The 15,557-nt window shown below is 30.4% G+C and carries 15 protein-coding genes and 1 pseudogene; 14 read left to right on the top strand and 2 right to left on the bottom strand.

From position 1 onward, the window contains the following. Positions 1–21 precede the first annotated feature (21 nt). The 7 genes from CLAU_RS20860 to CLAU_RS07865 all read left to right on the top strand — a co-directional run bounded on the left by CLAU_RS20860 (position 22) and on the right by CLAU_RS07865 (position 6,470). Complete coding sequence (locus CLAU_RS20860; protein WP_023162361.1) at positions 22–189, top strand: hypothetical protein; 168 nt, start codon at positions 22–24, stop codon at positions 187–189. 188 nt (positions 190–377) lie between these two features. Next, on the top strand, positions 378–1,832 hold the full coding sequence (locus tag CLAU_RS07890; protein WP_023162360.1) for a hypothetical protein: 1,455 nt from the start codon (positions 378–380) through the stop codon (positions 1,830–1,832). A gap of 361 nt (positions 1,833–2,193) precedes the next feature. Further along, complete coding sequence (gene modD, locus CLAU_RS07885; RefSeq protein WP_023162359.1) at positions 2,194–3,057, top strand: ModD protein; 864 nt, start codon at positions 2,194–2,196, stop codon at positions 3,055–3,057. A gap of 5 nt (positions 3,058–3,062) precedes the next feature. Beyond that, entirely contained in the window at positions 3,063–3,881 is an 819-nt protein-coding gene (locus CLAU_RS07880) for a class I SAM-dependent methyltransferase (RefSeq protein ID WP_023162358.1), read from the top strand. Between the two features lie 240 nt (positions 3,882–4,121). Next, the gene (locus CLAU_RS07875) at positions 4,122–4,538 is read left to right on the top strand and encodes an MOSC domain-containing protein (RefSeq protein WP_023162357.1); all 417 of its coding nucleotides are present in this window, start codon (positions 4,122–4,124) and stop codon (positions 4,536–4,538) included. Positions 4,539–4,817: 279 nt separating this feature from the next. Next, complete coding sequence (locus CLAU_RS07870; RefSeq protein WP_023162356.1) at positions 4,818–5,549, top strand: ABC transporter ATP-binding protein; 732 nt, start codon at positions 4,818–4,820, stop codon at positions 5,547–5,549. Continuing rightward, a complete protein-coding gene (locus tag CLAU_RS07865; RefSeq protein WP_023162355.1) occupies positions 5,550–6,470 on the top strand; it encodes a SufB/SufD family protein in 921 nt (306 codons plus the stop codon). It abuts the gene before it with no gap. Between the two features lie 92 nt (positions 6,471–6,562). Here the strand turns inward: CLAU_RS07865 and CLAU_RS07860 are convergent, their stop codons facing one another. Beyond that, on the bottom strand, positions 6,563–7,423 hold the full coding sequence (locus tag CLAU_RS07860; protein ID WP_023162354.1) for a 4Fe-4S binding protein: 861 nt from the start codon (positions 7,421–7,423) through the stop codon (positions 6,563–6,565). Between the two features lie 503 nt (positions 7,424–7,926). Next, positions 7,927–8,922 carry a YeiH family protein gene (locus tag CLAU_RS07855; protein ID WP_023162353.1) on the bottom strand — a complete coding sequence of 332 codons (996 nt, stop codon included), beginning with the start codon at positions 8,920–8,922 and terminating at the stop codon, positions 7,927–7,929. 107 nt (positions 8,923–9,029) lie between these two features. On the opposite strand from CLAU_RS07855, the gene CLAU_RS07850 reads away from it, so the two are divergent. The 7 genes and pseudogenes from CLAU_RS07850 (at position 9,030) to cooS (ending at position 15,433) form a co-directional block, all read left to right on the top strand. Continuing rightward, a complete protein-coding gene (locus CLAU_RS07850) occupies positions 9,030–9,902 on the top strand; it encodes a LysR family transcriptional regulator (RefSeq protein WP_023162352.1) in 873 nt (290 codons plus the stop codon). Positions 9,903–10,005: 103 nt separating this feature from the next. Beyond that, a complete protein-coding gene (locus CLAU_RS07845) occupies positions 10,006–10,227 on the top strand; it encodes a hypothetical protein (RefSeq protein ID WP_023162351.1) in 222 nt (73 codons plus the stop codon). A gap of 111 nt (positions 10,228–10,338) precedes the next feature. Continuing rightward, the gene (locus CLAU_RS07840; protein ID WP_023162350.1) at positions 10,339–11,169 is read left to right on the top strand and encodes an Mrp/NBP35 family ATP-binding protein; all 831 of its coding nucleotides are present in this window, start codon (positions 10,339–10,341) and stop codon (positions 11,167–11,169) included. A gap of 317 nt (positions 11,170–11,486) precedes the next feature. Beyond that, positions 11,487–11,942 (top strand): DUF134 domain-containing protein, encoded by a 456-nt coding sequence (locus CLAU_RS07835; RefSeq protein WP_029170177.1) that lies wholly within the window; start codon positions 11,487–11,489, stop codon positions 11,940–11,942. A gap of 87 nt (positions 11,943–12,029) precedes the next feature. Further along, positions 12,030–12,377 carry a NifB/NifX family molybdenum-iron cluster-binding protein gene (locus CLAU_RS07830; protein ID WP_013240373.1) on the top strand — a complete coding sequence of 116 codons (348 nt, stop codon included), beginning with the start codon at positions 12,030–12,032 and terminating at the stop codon, positions 12,375–12,377. Between the two features lie 217 nt (positions 12,378–12,594). Continuing rightward, entirely contained in the window at positions 12,595–13,005 is a 411-nt protein-coding gene (locus CLAU_RS07825) for a universal stress protein (protein ID WP_023162348.1), read from the top strand. A 532-nt stretch (positions 13,006–13,537) separates the two neighbouring features. Further along, positions 13,538–15,433 (top strand): annotated as a pseudogene (gene cooS / locus CLAU_RS07820) (anaerobic carbon-monoxide dehydrogenase catalytic subunit). Positions 15,434–15,557: the final 124 nt, after the last annotated feature.

Genomic DNA, 15,557 nt, shown 5'->3' with positions numbered 1-15,557 from the left:
ATGTTTAGGGAGGGTTAAATTATGGGCCTTATGAAATTAAAACTTAAAGACACAAATAAAGAAAGTTGGTTAAAAAGAATAATAAAAGTGGAAAAAGAATTTAAGCAGAGTAAGTCTGGATATTGTAATGATTATTCTACTAAAGCTTGTTTAAGATGTGGAAGGTGTTGGAACAATTCTTCTAAATAAATTAGTTCACTATCTTGACTATATTCCACAATATAGGAAAATATTAAATGTTTGACATACAGGTTGGCAAAGTTTATACTTATATAGGATTTTTAACATAATGTAGACTAAATTTGATAATTATGAGAAAGTGAAAAGAGACATAGTACTCTTTTTATTAACAAATAATTTATATGAGGATGTGACTTATGCCAAGATCAAGAAGAACAAAAAGAATTAAGAAAAATAAAAAATTTAAGACTACAACTTTAATTTGTTTTACACTAGTAATTATAGTGGCTTCTTTTTGCAGCTATAAATTTCACCTTCAAAAAAAATTGACTAATTCTGTAGAAGTATCAGCTTCTGCAAATTCCCATAAAACTAAAAAAACTCAGGATGATATACCTAAAAATGCATTAAATTCAATTCCTGAAACTACTGATTCCCAGAATAAAGATTTGAGGAAGTTTCCATACCCTTACAGTTCTATGCTTGCAATATGTTCTGATATTGATGATGGAACATTGGAGGAATTTAAAACATATCACAAGTTTTTAAATACCAAATCTGAGACATCATATGGGCAAGGACTAGGATTAGATATTGGAGATTCATTTTGGATGTATATGGGTGATAACAGCAACTCTGTAGTTGATGTTCATGGAAGACATAATGTGAAAAGCATAATGACATTTTTTAATGGGACAAGTCAAACTGAAAAACATAATGCTGATGAGATAACTCACTATATTAAGTCAGGATGGATAGATTGTATCCATACTTTTGGAGATTTTTCAACTGAAAATCAAAGAGGTACTCTTTTTAATAGAAATTTGGCTGAAAATGCATGGAACGTTTTGAATTCTGAAAACTTAAAACAAACGGTATGGATAAACCATGGTAATAAAGCTAATAAACAAAATTTTGGTGCATATGGTACTGGAAATTTTATGAGTTATCAACAAGGGGACAACCCTAAATCACCTTACTATCATACAGACATAACTTTAAAAAGTGGTATTAAATATGTTTGGGATTCATGGTCAGATCACAAATTTGGACACAATTATCCACTCTATGAAATTTCATTGAGAGATGGCAAAAAAGTGTGGGGATTCCATAGGTATACAAATGATTTAGTAAATAATAAAATAGATTGGATCTGGACTCCAAAATATATTCACAAACAGCTCACGAAAGCCAATCTTGACAGTATAGTAAATAATAAACAGTACAGTATAGTGGCACAACACTTGGGTATTGACACAGAAGATTTATTTACACAAGATAATATAAGCTCACTGAAACTATTAAAAGAATACCAGGACAACAATAAAATACTTGTTGCGAAGACTTCCAGAGTTTTAAATTATGCTGATATACATAAGTACTTAACCTATCAGAAATTAACTCAAAACGGCAAAACTTATATTAACATAACTTCCATAAATGACCCCATATTTGGAAGATATATTCCTACAATTGACAATATAAGAGGAATTACTTTTTATTGTGATAATCCTAAAAATACAGTGTTATTAATAAATAAATCTAAGATAGATAATGATGATTTAAAAGTAAATCCTAAGGATGAAACAGGTAAAGTAAGTATATCTATAAAGTGGTTTAAACCGGATTACAAAGATTATACACAGAAATGAAGCTTTAAAAAAATTTTATATATACGTAAAATTTCATTTAAAGTACACATAAAATGGTCCATATTTTAAGTTAAAGTATGGACCATTTTCTATTAACGCAGATATTGAACATAATTGATTTAGTATTATGTTTTTGATACAATTAACATAAATGGATAAAAATCAATAATATCAATTAATTAAATTTAGTATTAATTAGTTTTGTTTATTTTTATAATGAAATTGCTTTGCAAGGTCTGTTGTAATTTTACCAATAGGCACTGCTGGTGAAATATTTAATCATCCTAAATCAAAGTATGTGGAAGATTTTATAGGTCATAGTCTGTGATTAAAATGTTTTAATAGAGGGGAGACGTTACAAATGTATATTTCAGATGAACTCATTGACAAATTCATTAAAGAAGATGTTCCTTATATTGACTTAACTACTTTAGTTTTAGAAATTGGTAATAAAAAAGGCAAGATACAATTTTTTTCAAGGGAAGAGGCAGTGATATGCGGAACGGAAGAAGCTGCGAGAATATTTCATAAATTAAATATAGAATTGACAAAAATAAAATCTTCTGGCAGTTTAGTAAATAAAAATGAGGTTTTTCTTGAAGGAAAGGGCAGTGCCAGTGACTTACATATGGCATGGAAAATCTGTCAAAATATTATTGACTACAGTTCTGGCATTGCTACTAAAACAAAGAAATTAGTTGATAAGGCAGTTAATATAAATTCAGATGTTTCTGTTATAACTACAAGAAAAAATATACCTGGTACTAAAGAATTAGCTATAAAAGCAGTTGTTTCAGGGGGAGGCTTTCCCCATAGATTAGGATTATCGGAGACAATACTGATTTTTAAACAGCATTTAAATTTTTTAGGCGGTATTCATGAATTAGCTAAGATGATTAAGAAAATTAAAGGTAAGGTTTGTGAAAAAAAAGTAATAGCTGAAGTTGATTCACTAGAAGATGCAGTTGAACTTTGTAAAAATGGAATTGATGGAATTCAATTTGATAAGGTTCCATGCAATAAGTTAAAGGAAAATATAAGTATTCTAAGAGATATTAATCCATCTATGGTTATATTAGCTGCTGGTGGAATTAATGAAAGCAATATTCAAGATTATGTTGAAACAGGAATTGATGCTGTTGTAACAACCTGTGTTTATTATGCAAAACCTATTGATATAGGATGCAAAATAGAACCTATTGAAGAATATACACAAAGGTGGTAAAAAGAATGGACATAAACTTTTTTTCTAATTTATGGAGTATTTCAAAGAAATCATATGATATGGAAGAAAAATTTTGGGATCAAAAGGCTGAAGAGTTTAATAGCAAAGATATAGAGGAAAAAGAGAGTAGAGATTTTATCTCTATACTAGAATTTATTGAAGCAAGTAAAAATAATAAATTTAAGAACGTATTGGATATAGGATGCGGTACAGGATTTTATTCTAGAAAGTTTTCGGAAATATCTGAATGTGTTACTGCAGTAGATATTTCTGAAAATATGTTGGAATATGCCCAAAAAAATTTAAAAGCAAAGTGCAGAAATAATGTAAAATTTGTAAAAAAGGCATGGCCAGACTTAAACTTAGAAGAATTTAGATGGAAAGAAAAATTTGATTTGGTTTTTGCATCTATGACACCAGCTGTAGATAGCTGTGAAGATCTTATAAAAATGATTGATTGTGGCACAAACTTGTATTTTCTAAGTGGATTTGTAGAGAGAAAAGATAGCTTAAAAAATGAGATTTCTGAGATAATTTTAGGATGCCATAATGATAAGCCCTATGGGAATAAAATGTACAGTGCCCTTAATATACTATGGAATATGGGCTATTATCCAAAGATAACTTATGTAGATTCAGATTGGAGTAAAAGTCAGACTGTAGATCAATTTTACAAAAAATGTTTACTTAATTTTGGAAGAAAAAAGTCTCTAACAGAAAAAGATAAAGTTTTAATTAGAGATTACATAGAAAGCAAAGCAATAAATGGGATTGTAGAAGAAAAGATAACTTCTAAAGTGGCATGGTTTTGTTGGAAAAAGTAGCAGTGATGTATAAATAATTCATGCATAAACAAAAAATAAGCTTATATTATAGATGTTCCTATAATCACAATATAAGCTTATTTTTTACCTGAAATTAATTGATTTGTTAGAATTTCTTTGATATTGTTATATATAGGTAAACAAAACATATACTGTTTAAGATAATTTAGATAAGAAGTATCAAATTAAATACTATGTAAAACATATTAAATAAAAATTTAAATATGGGGGCAGAGTTTAATGGGAAAAGTAGTGTCTTTAAATATTAGTGAAAAAAGAGGAACTGAAAAAGTTCAAGTTCCCTCAGTTAATGTTATTGAAGAATTTGGTATTGAGGGGGATGCACATGCAGGAAATTGGGATAGGCAGATAAGTATATTACCTGTAGAGGCTTTGGAAAGGGTTCCTTCTGATAAAATTGAGGAAGTAAAAAAAGGTGGATTTACTGAAAATATCACTATATCAGGTATTCCTCTTAACAATCTTGGCGTTGATAGTTCAATTCGAATTGGAGAAGTTGTAATTAAAATACTTTATATAGGAAAAGATAAATACAAAGAATATGGCAGACCTTATATAGTTAGTAGGGAAGGTAGATTTGGTATAGTAGTTAAAGGTGGAAGAATAAATGTTGGTGATCCTGTAGAAGTTATTTAGTTTTATAATGATAAGGCATTCTCAAAATAAAACATATATTTTACTAAAATGATATTGATTATAATAAGAACAATATCATTTTTTTTATATGCATTTTTACGTATTAAGATTAATTTTAGATTTTCTAAAGTTTTAATGGAAGAAAATTACCCTTAATTGTGCATTATGAATTAATTGCTTCGTAATATTTTTAAGTTGAAATTGATATATAATTAGCATATGCTATAATTATACATAGGGCACGAAAATAATTTTAATATAATAAGGAGGATTAGATAGATGTTAGAATTAAAAAATTTATGTCTTGAAATAAAAAATGATAATGGAAAAATCAATATTTTAAAAGATATAAACTTAAAGTTTGAAAAGAATAAAATATATGTAATTACTGGCCCAAATGGTGGTGGTAAATCATCTTTAGCCAAAACAATAATGGGAATATATAAAGCTTCTTCGGGAGATATATTATTAGATGAAGAAAATATCGCAGATTTAGATATTACCGAGAGAGCTAAAAAGGGTATAGGCTTTGCATTCCAACAGCCTGCAAGATTTAAAGGTATAAAAGTAAATCAATTGCTAAACCTAGCTGCAGGGGATAATAAGGTAAATACATGTAAATTACTTCAGGATGTAGGACTTTGTGCTCAAGATTATATAAATAGGGATGTTGATTCAAGTCTTTCCGGTGGTGAACTTAAGAGAATAGAAATAGCAACTATACTTGCTAGAAACCTCAAAGTTGCATTGTTTGATGAGCCTGAAGCAGGAATAGATTTATGGAGTTTTAACAAATTAGTTGAAACTTTTGAAGATATGAATAAAAAGAAAGAAACAGCTATAATTATAATATCTCACCAAGAGAGAATTTTAAATTTAGCAGATGAGGTTATCATACTTGCAGATGGTCAAATTAAAGAAATAACTTCAAAAGAGAATATACTTGATAAAATAAAAAAGAATGATAATTGTAAATGCGGCGAGGTTTGTCAAAAAGGAGGTACTTTTTAGATGTTGGATGAATTGGATAAAAGTATGTTAAGTCAAATGTCAGGACTTCATGAATTGCCAATTGGTGCTTATAATATAAGAAGAAATGGAGAAAAGGTTGCAAGAAATACTACAGCCAATATAGATATAGTTACAAAAAAAGATAAGCCGGGTATAGACATAATAGTAAAACCTGGTACTAAAAGTGAAAGTGTACATATACCTGTAATTTTAACACAAGAAGGGTTAAATGATGTTGTATATAACACTTTTGAAATTGGTGAGGGGTCAGATGTACTTATAGTGGCAGGTTGTGGTATACATAATCCAGGTGATAAAAAGTCCCAGCATGATGGAGTCCATGAATTTTTTGTCAGGAAAGGTGCTCGCATAAAATATGTAGAGAGACATTTTGGAGAAGGCAGTGGGAATGGTGAGAGAATATTGAATCCTAAAACGATAATAGAAGTTGAAGAAGGAGGATTTGCTGAATTAGAGCTAGTCCAAATAAAAGGAGTAAGCAGTACTAAAAGGGATACAGAAATAAAGCTTCATAAAAATGCTAGAGCTGTAGTATCAGAGAGACTTCTTACATATAAAAATCAAGATGCAGAGTCTAAGATAAATGTGGAAATGGTAGGAAGAGATTCTTCTGCACGAATAATTTCTCGTTCTGTAGCACGAGACGAGTCAAAACAACTATTTCATTTAAATATGTCTGGATATGAGAGATGCATGGGTCATATTCAATGTGATTCCATAATAATGGATGAAGCAACGGTACAATCTATACCTAGAATATCAGCATTTCATTCAGACTCACAACTTATACATGAAGCTGCTATAGGAAAAATTGCTAGTGATCAGCTTATAAAACTTATGTCATTAGGACTTTCGGAAAAAGAAGCGGAAGATACTATATTAAAAGGATTTCTTAAATAGCCGAAAGATGTAAAAATAGCATGTCAAGAATATCTTTTTTAAAAGATATTCTTGACATGCTTTATGATTTCACTGATTATTATGTAGAATAATTAATCAATTTTGTTTAACACATTAGCTACAAATTTCTCTTTTCCAATCCTATCCATAACTCCTGAAATTCTTTCACCTTTATTGCCAATTTGTCTATAATACTCCATAATGGTATCTACAACTGATACTATTTCTTCTTCCTTGAATATTTTGCCAAGTGAGTCTCCAATTCTCATTCCTCTTCCGAATCTTCCACCAACAAATATTTCTGCACCTTTTTCTTTAGCAGTAACAGCATTACTGTTGCATACTCGTACACATTCACCACATTCTACACATAAATTTTTATTATGAACTATTTTTTTGTCTACTAACTGTAATGCTTTTTGTCGGCAATTTGTTACGCAAACTCCACAGCCAACACAATTATCTGAATCAAATTTAGGTACACATCTTCCCATAACTCCGATATCATTTATATTAGCCTTTCCACAGTTATTAGCACACCCAACTATTCCTATTTTACATTTATGTGGAGTATCAGTTCCAAAATATTTGCGGTCTAATTCTCTGCAAATTGCTTGGGTGTCAATATTACCATGGAGGCATACAGTTCCCTTACAGGAAACTAAAGGTCTTACTTTTTGGCCTGTACCACCATGGCGTAAACCTAAAGCTTTAGCTTCTTGAATTACTTTTTCTGCATCTTCATCCTTGATCCATGGAACTTCAATTTGAAGTCTTGTTGTAAGTCCTGAATACCCTCGTCCATATTTTTCCGCAATTTTATTAATGTTGTTTAATTCTTCTACTGTAAAATTGCCGGCTTTACTTAAAAATCTGACAGAATAATGTTCTTTGTCATTTTGTAATAAAAATCCTAATGATTTCATTTCTTTTTGTCTTTTTGCACTAACCATATTAATTATACATCTCCTTTAAAGTTATCATTCATTTTTAATAAGTTTGCTATAATAAGAAAATCCATATTCTGAACAAGAAATGACGTATCTTTGTGTTTTATTTATCAATATTACTTGCTTTCATAATATCACTTGTGACTAAATAAGGAAATATATATTTGGAAGAATATAAGGACAAAGATATCTTAAGTTGAATTTCTACTGGAACCTTAATGGACATATGATGTTTTTAAGTGATATTAGTGTAAAAGTTAAAGATAATGGAGATATTAATTTTCATAAAATTCGACTTCTTTAAACTATTGTAAACTTAATTTTCGCAGTTTAAGTAAATTACGACGCAACTTTTTCAAGAGGACAATTGACAGAGGACAGAGGACAATGAAGGTGAGTTTTCCTCCTTCACTGTCCTCTCAAAAATATTGCTACGCAATATTTTTATATTAAGTCAAAGTTTTATATGTGCGAAAGTTGAGTTATAAATATTTACTGACATATACTTAAAAAATTCCCATTATGAAATGTTGAACGCCAAGTGAAGTAAGTGCTAAAACTATCCAGCATATAAAGCCTAATAAAATTGGACTCAAACCATTTTTTACAAGTTTTATAATATTAGTATTTAACCCCACAGATACCATTGCCATTACAATAATAAATTTTCCTACCTGTGATAAAAACGTAGTAAATACAGCTGGTAATGGAATAAATGTGCTAATTACTGATGCAGCTACAAAACCAAGTACGAACCAGGGAAATATTTTACTTAGACTATAAGAGCCTTCTTTATTTTTAGCTTCCTTCTTAGAAGTGTAAATAGCCAGAACCAATGTAATTGGAACAATAGCCAGGGTTCTTGTAAGTTTTACTATGACTGCAAGATTGCCTGCTGCATTGCTGTAAGAATAACCAGCAGCTACTACAGATGAAGTATCATTAACAGCTGTTCCGGCCCAAAGCCCAAAGCATTGATTACTCATGCCAAATAAATGTCCGAGGAATGGAAATAAAAAGGCTGCAATGGCATTAAAAAGAAATATGGTTGATATAGAATGGGCAACTTCTTGTTCATTTGCATTAATAACAGGAGCTGTTGCTGCAATAGCTGAACCACCACATATGGAAGAACCAACGCCAATTAAAGTTGCCGTTTTCCCATTTATCTTTAATAATTTACCTACAATATAAGCAGTAATAAATGCTGCTGTTAGTGTGAAAGTCATTAAAAGAATTGTTTGTTTTCCTACTTTAAAAACGTTAAAAAGATTCATGCCAAAACCCATAAGGATAATGGAATATTGAAGTAGTTTTTTGGCAGTATAGGTTATACCTTCGTTAAAATAGCTTGGCCTTTTCCAAAACGCTAAAATCATTCCAAATAAAATTCCGATCACAGGGCTTCCTATAATAGAAAAAGCGTTTCCAAGTAGCCATGCTGGAATAGCTATAATTAGTGCAAGTATAATTCCTGATACTTTATTAGTTATTGTTTTCATAAGATTTCCCCCTATCTGCAATTCATAATACACCTTGACATTATATAAGTAAAATATTATTATTTAATGAATGTAATAAGTATATACTAATGTGTAAGGAGAATATTATGACTTTAAGACATTTTAAAATATTTGTTGCTGTATGTGACAAAATGAATATGACTAAGGCTTCTGAAACACTTTTTATGTCTCAGTCAGCAGTTAGTCAGGCAATTTCTGAACTTGAAAGTCACTATGGCATACGACTTTTTGAACGGCTTTCAAGAAAACTTTATCTGACTCAGGCAGGAGAAAAACTGATGAGTTATGCTAGGTATATTATCAAATTAAATACGGAATTAGAAAATGATATGAAAACTTTGCATGAAAATGGTTCTATCCGCATTGGCGCGAGTGTTACTGTTGGAGCTTATGTTTTACCTAAATTTGTTTCACATTTTCAAAAAGTATATCCAGAAACTGATATACAAGTGTATGAAGAAAATACTACAAAAATTGAAAAAATGCTTCTTCACGATGAAATTGACATAGGTCTTGTAGAAGGAGAAACGACAAATTCAGATATTTTAAACAAACCATTTATGGATGATGAATTGATACTTATTTGTGGAGCTTGCCACAGATTTGCAAAACTTCCTTATGTGGAATCTTGCGAACTTCAAAAAGAAAAATTTATTATTCGTGAAAAAGGAAGTGGAACTCGTAAGACATTTGAAGATAAAATGATAGAAAATGAATTATCATGGAAGGCTTCCTGGATATGTAACAATACTGATACTATAAAAATTGCAGTTGCAGAAGGATTGGGAGTGTCAGTTATTTCTAGAAATTCAGTGATAAATGAATTATCCTCTGGTACCCTTTGCGAAATACCTGTTAAAGGTATTAAATTTAAAAGAAAGTTTAAAATCATATATCATAAAAACAAATATTTAACAGAGACAATGAAACGTTTTATAGATTTATGTACAATAAAGTAGTAAAGATAACAATGAATTTCATTTAGTTGGGAAAGCAGTAATCGTGAATTAATGATTGTGATATTGTGCAGGATACTAATAATAAAAAGGAGTGTAGATTATAATGTATGATTTTGAAAAAATGAGTATTCCTGAATTAGAAAAAAAACTTGCAGAATTTAAAGACTCTCTTGAAGATATAGAAGAAGAAAGATCACTTGTACTAGGACAGAAAGGCATTCATTTATCTAGTGCTACAGTAGGAAAATATGAAGCAGAGATAGAACAAATAAATAAACGCATTAATGAGTTAGAAGAATTATTGCGAAAAAAACGCTGTGATTGATATTTTGTTTTAAATGGAAAAATGATTATTATAATTGGCATTTGATAATAATTATAAATGGAGTTATTATATAAGTAGCAAATGCTAATTATAAATTTAGGAGATGATTTTATGTCAGAATGTAATTCATGCCCATCTAATGGGGGATGTGATAAGGATAAGCAGAAATGCATGATTGAAAATAATCCTTTAAACAAAGTAAAAAAAATTATTGGTGTTATGAGTGGAAAAGGTGGAGTAGGAAAATCTTCAATTTCAGTTCTTATTGCAAAACGTTTAAAGGAACTGGGATATAGTACAGGAATCTTAGATGCAGATATAACAGGCCCAAGTGTACCAAGGCTTGTTGGACTAAAAGATAAAAAAGTTATTTCAGATGGAGAACTAATGCATCCTGTAGATACAGATGATGGTATAAAGGTTATGTCTCTAAATTTATTAGTGGACAATGAAAATGATCCTGTCATTTGGAGAGGACCGATGATTGGGGGTGTAGTTAAACAATTTTGGACGGATGTACTATGGGGAGAACTTGATTATTTAGTTATTGATATGCCTCCAGGAACAAGTGATGTTGCACTGACAGTTATGCAATCTATTCCTATAAATGGAATAGTTATGGTATCTGTTCCCCAGGATTTAGTTTCAATGATAGTTTCAAAAGCTGTAAATATGGCAAGGGCAATTGATATTGATGTATTAGGTGTTATTGAAAATATGAGTTACATAACTTGCCCGGATTGCGGTAAAAAAATAAAACTATTTAATGGAGAAAGTACAACTAAGTTTTTAGAAGAAATGAATTTGAAGCTTTTAGGAGAAATTCCTGTTTTAAATAGCATAGGTAATTTATCAGACCCTACATATAAAGATGAAGATGAAGACCTTGAAAAAGTTTTTTATCCTATCGTTGATAACGTAATGAAGAGTTTAGAAAAATAAAGACAAATACTTATAAATGAATTATAAATTACCCGTAAACGTTTTTGTAACTATGGGTAGATTTTTAGGCATATCCTGATGGAATTGATTTAAATAAAATAGTTTAAAAAGGATATGGAATGAGTTACTAGGAAATGGAAATGTTTAGTAGAAAACCCCTGTATATGCATTTTAAATGTTTTAATTGTAATAGTATAATTGATATAGATAGTCAAAGTTCAAACTTTGATTATCTGGGACTAAATAAAAAATAGAAGCAGAAAATGACTTAGAACTCTGTTTATAGGATTATGTAGTAAATGCAGGGAGGAGTTAAAATGCCAAGACCAACAAAATTTAGAAGAGTAGAGTTTTTCCCGGAAAATACTTATTTTGTACCTTTGGGAAAACGTAAGTGTGAAATTGATGAAACAGTTTTAAAAGTAGAAGAATTAGAAGCTATGAGGTTAAAGGATATTGAAGAATTGAATCAAGAAGAGTGTGCGAAAAAAATGCAGGTATCCAGGCAAACCTTCCAAAATATCATAGATAGTGCCAGAAAAAAAGTAGCCGTTGCTTTAACGGAAGGGAACGCTATAAGAATAAATGGTGGAAACTATACAACAAACTACTGCAAATTTAAATGCTTAAATTGCGGAAATGTATATGAAATAAAATATGAACAGGATAGGTATGCGTGTCCTAATTGTGGATCAGAAGAAGTTATATGTAATAAAAAGGCGAAATTTTGTAAAAAATGGTGTAGAAATATAAAAAATGATAATGACGTCTAATTATGGAAAAACTATTTGAAAGTGTTGCAAATAAGATTAAAAATGTTATAATGAAAATAGCATATGACAAAAATGGAGGGAAAGTTTATGAAAATAGCATTACCTAATAACGGAAATATGGTTAACCAACATTTTGGTATGAGTCAGAGTTTTGTAATTGTGACTGTTGAGAACAATAAAATTGGAAATGTTGAAGAAGTATCTACAGTTCAGTTAGCTCATCAACATGAGGGCCTTGCAAATTTACTAGTAAAACATAATGTTGATTTAGTAATAACTGGAGGCATTGGTGGAGGAGCTTTGATGGGATTACAGCAGTGTGGTCTCAAAGTAATAAAAGGAGCATCTGGAGAATACAGAGATGTTGTTCAAAGTTATATTGATGGAAAATTAGAAGATAAAAATGAGCTTTGCAATCATCATTGCGAACACTAAACAAAAATAGAGTCTCTAAACAAAAGATCAACTTATCTAGAGTATAAGTTGATCTTTTGTTTAGAGACTTTTTAAGAAAAAATTGAGGAATAGTCTATCCAGTAGCAGATACAACAGTAAAATTTAAATAAAGTTTTATAAAAGCAGGAAAGATGAGTTCTAATATAGAATAAGATAAATATAAATATTTACTAAGGTATAGAAAGAGGTGTATGGTATGGCAAAAACTAAAATATTAATACCTTTAGATGGAACTGACAGGAGTATGCATTCTCTTGATCTATTGAAAAAAATGTTTAAGAAAGATGAAGTAGAAGTTACACTTATGAATATTTCAGAAATAGTTATAGTAAATGATATGGTGATTACAGATAAAGTTGATAGAGCACGTGAAACAGGGGAGTTTGTTTTAGACAAGGCAGAAAAAGAACTTCAGGGATATACTGTAAACAAGTTCTTTGATTTTGGATATGCTGGAGATGAAATATTAAAAAAAGCTTCACAGGATAATTTCGACATTATAATAATGACTAAGTCTACTAAAAAGGGATTAGCTAGAATGGTTGGTTCTGTTACTAGTAAAGTTGTTAAAAATTCACCAAAGATAGTCATAATAGTTCCAGAATAGTTCAATTTAGAAATTAGACTAAACTTCAAAATGTTTGTTAAATATATACCAAACTAGTATAGATATTTTTTAAATACTGGACTTAAACAGTAGTAATTTGCCTAAAAAATTTTTTCAATTTTTTTTAAAAAATCCTTTTCAAGTTGTACATTGTTATGGTAATATGTAATTGAAGAAGTTATGTAGTAATATTGTAAACGTTTCTTGATTTTTTTACATCCATGTAGTGCTTAAAAAACCAAAATATGTCACATGCAATTGTATATTTCAAATAACAATATTTATTTTCTCGTTAAATTCACAAATAATTTATTAATAATATCAATAACCAAGATTATACTTAAATGGATGTTTATTTTTTAACACTTTTATAGTAAATATATTTATTTTATGTAGTAAAAAGGTTATAATTATAATTGTATTTATTACAATTAATTAAAATAAAAAATAGGGTTTTAGGTAAAATTAAGTTATTTTAAGAAGTAATTACAATAAAAATTGAAGTTATTTCTTTAAGGAGGGAATTATTAAAATGGAAGAAAAAGCAAAATCAATTGATCAGGCTACTTTACAATTATTGGACAAGGCAAAACAAGATGGGGTCGAAACAGTTTGGGATAGAAAAGCAGACATGAAGGTACAGTGTGGATTTGGATCAGCAGGAGTTTGCTGTAGAAATTGCAGCATGGGCCCATGTAGAGTAAGTCCAGTGCCAGGAAAAGGTGTAGAAAGAGGTATATGTGGAGCTACAGCAGATGTAATTGTATCTAGAAATTTTGCAAGAATGGTTGCAGCAGGTACTGCAGCACACTCAGATCATGGTAGAAGTATAGCACTTAGCTTGTATCACACTAGTAAAGATGGAGATATAAAAGTTAAAGATGAAAATAAATTGAAAGAAGTTGCAAAGAGCTTTAATGTTGAAACTGAGGGAAGAGATATATATGACATAGCTCATGATGTAGCAAAAGAAGGATTAAGTAATTATGGTAAACAGCTTGGAGAAGTTACTTTACCACCTTCTTTACCAGAAAAGAGAAAAGAATTGTGGAGAAAATTAGGTGTATATCCAAGGGCAGTTGATAGAGAAATAGCTGCAGTTATGCATTCAACACATATAGGATGTAATGCAGATGCAGAAGCTATGATTAAAATGTCTATGAGATGTTCACTAACTGATGGATGGATGGGCTCATTCATGGGAACAGAATTCAGTGATATAATGTTTGGAACACCTCATTCCATTGATACAGAGGCAAATCTTGGAGTACTTGAAAAGAATTCTGTAAATGTAGTTTTACACGGACATGAACCACTTCTTTCAGAAATGGTAGTAGAAGCAGCATCAGATCCAGAGTTAGTTGAACTTGCTAAATCAGTAGGTGCTGATGGAATAAATTTATGTGGAATGTGCTGTACTGGAAATGAAGTTTCCATGAGACATGGCATCAAAATAGCAGGAAACTTTATGCAGCAGGAATTGGCTGTAGTTACAGGAGCAGTAGATGGACTTATAGTTGATGTACAGTGTATTATGCCAGCACTAGCAAAATTGTCCAAGTCATATCATACTAAGTTTATAACAACTTCACCAAAGGCACACATCACAGATTCAATTTATATGGAATTTGATGAAGAAAACCCACTTGATTCAGCTAAGAAGATTCTAAAAGAAGCAATATTAAACTTTAAAAATAGAGATCAGAGCAAAGTAATGATTCCTGAATTGAAATGAAAGGCAATTTTGGGATACAGTGTTGAAGAAATTATAAATAAATTAGACAAGGTTGTAAATACACAAATAGGACCAATGCAAACTGTAAAACCTTTGGCAGATGTTTTAGTATCAGGAGTATTAAGAGGTGCTGCAGCTGTGGTTGGATGTAATAATCCTAAAGTTGTACAAGATTCTGCACACATTGAAACTATAAAAGGATTAATAAAAAATGATGTAATTGTTGTTGTTACAGGTTGTGCAGCTCAAGCAGCAGCAAAATATGGCTTATTACAAAAAGAAGCAGCAGAAAAATATGCAGGACCAGGACTAGCTACTGTATGTAAACTTGTAGACATACCACCTGTACTTCATATGGGTTCTTGTGTTGATATAAGTCGTATATTAGATTTGGTTGGAAGAGTGGCTAATTTATTGGGCGTTGACATGAGTGACCTTCCAGTTGCAGGTGTAGCACCTGAATGGATGTCAGAAAAAGCCGTAGCAATAGGTACTTATGTAGTAACTTCAGGTATAGATACTTGGCTTGGAGTAGCACCTCCAGTAACAGGCGGCCCAGAAGTTGTTGACATTCTTACTAATAAGATGGAAGACTGGGTAGGAGCTAAATTCTTTATAGAAACAGATCCTCATAAAGCAGTTGAACAAATTGTAAATAGGATGAATGAAAAACGTAAAAAATTAGGTATCTAATAATAAAGACAAGCAATTGCCATGCCAAAGTTAAAATGCCTTAAAAGCTAATTTTAATTTTGCATGGCTCAATATGATATAAAAATATGTTCTCAAAGTGATATGAAGTCAAGATTACATATCA

Origin of the sequence: Clostridium autoethanogenum DSM 10061, assembly GCF_001484725.1 — a bacterium.
GTDB classification, from domain to species: Bacteria; Bacillota; Clostridia; order Clostridiales; family Clostridiaceae; genus Clostridium_B; species Clostridium_B ljungdahlii.
The sequence above is the reverse complement of the archived record's forward strand: the minus strand, read 5'-3'. Positions and strand labels throughout refer to the sequence as shown.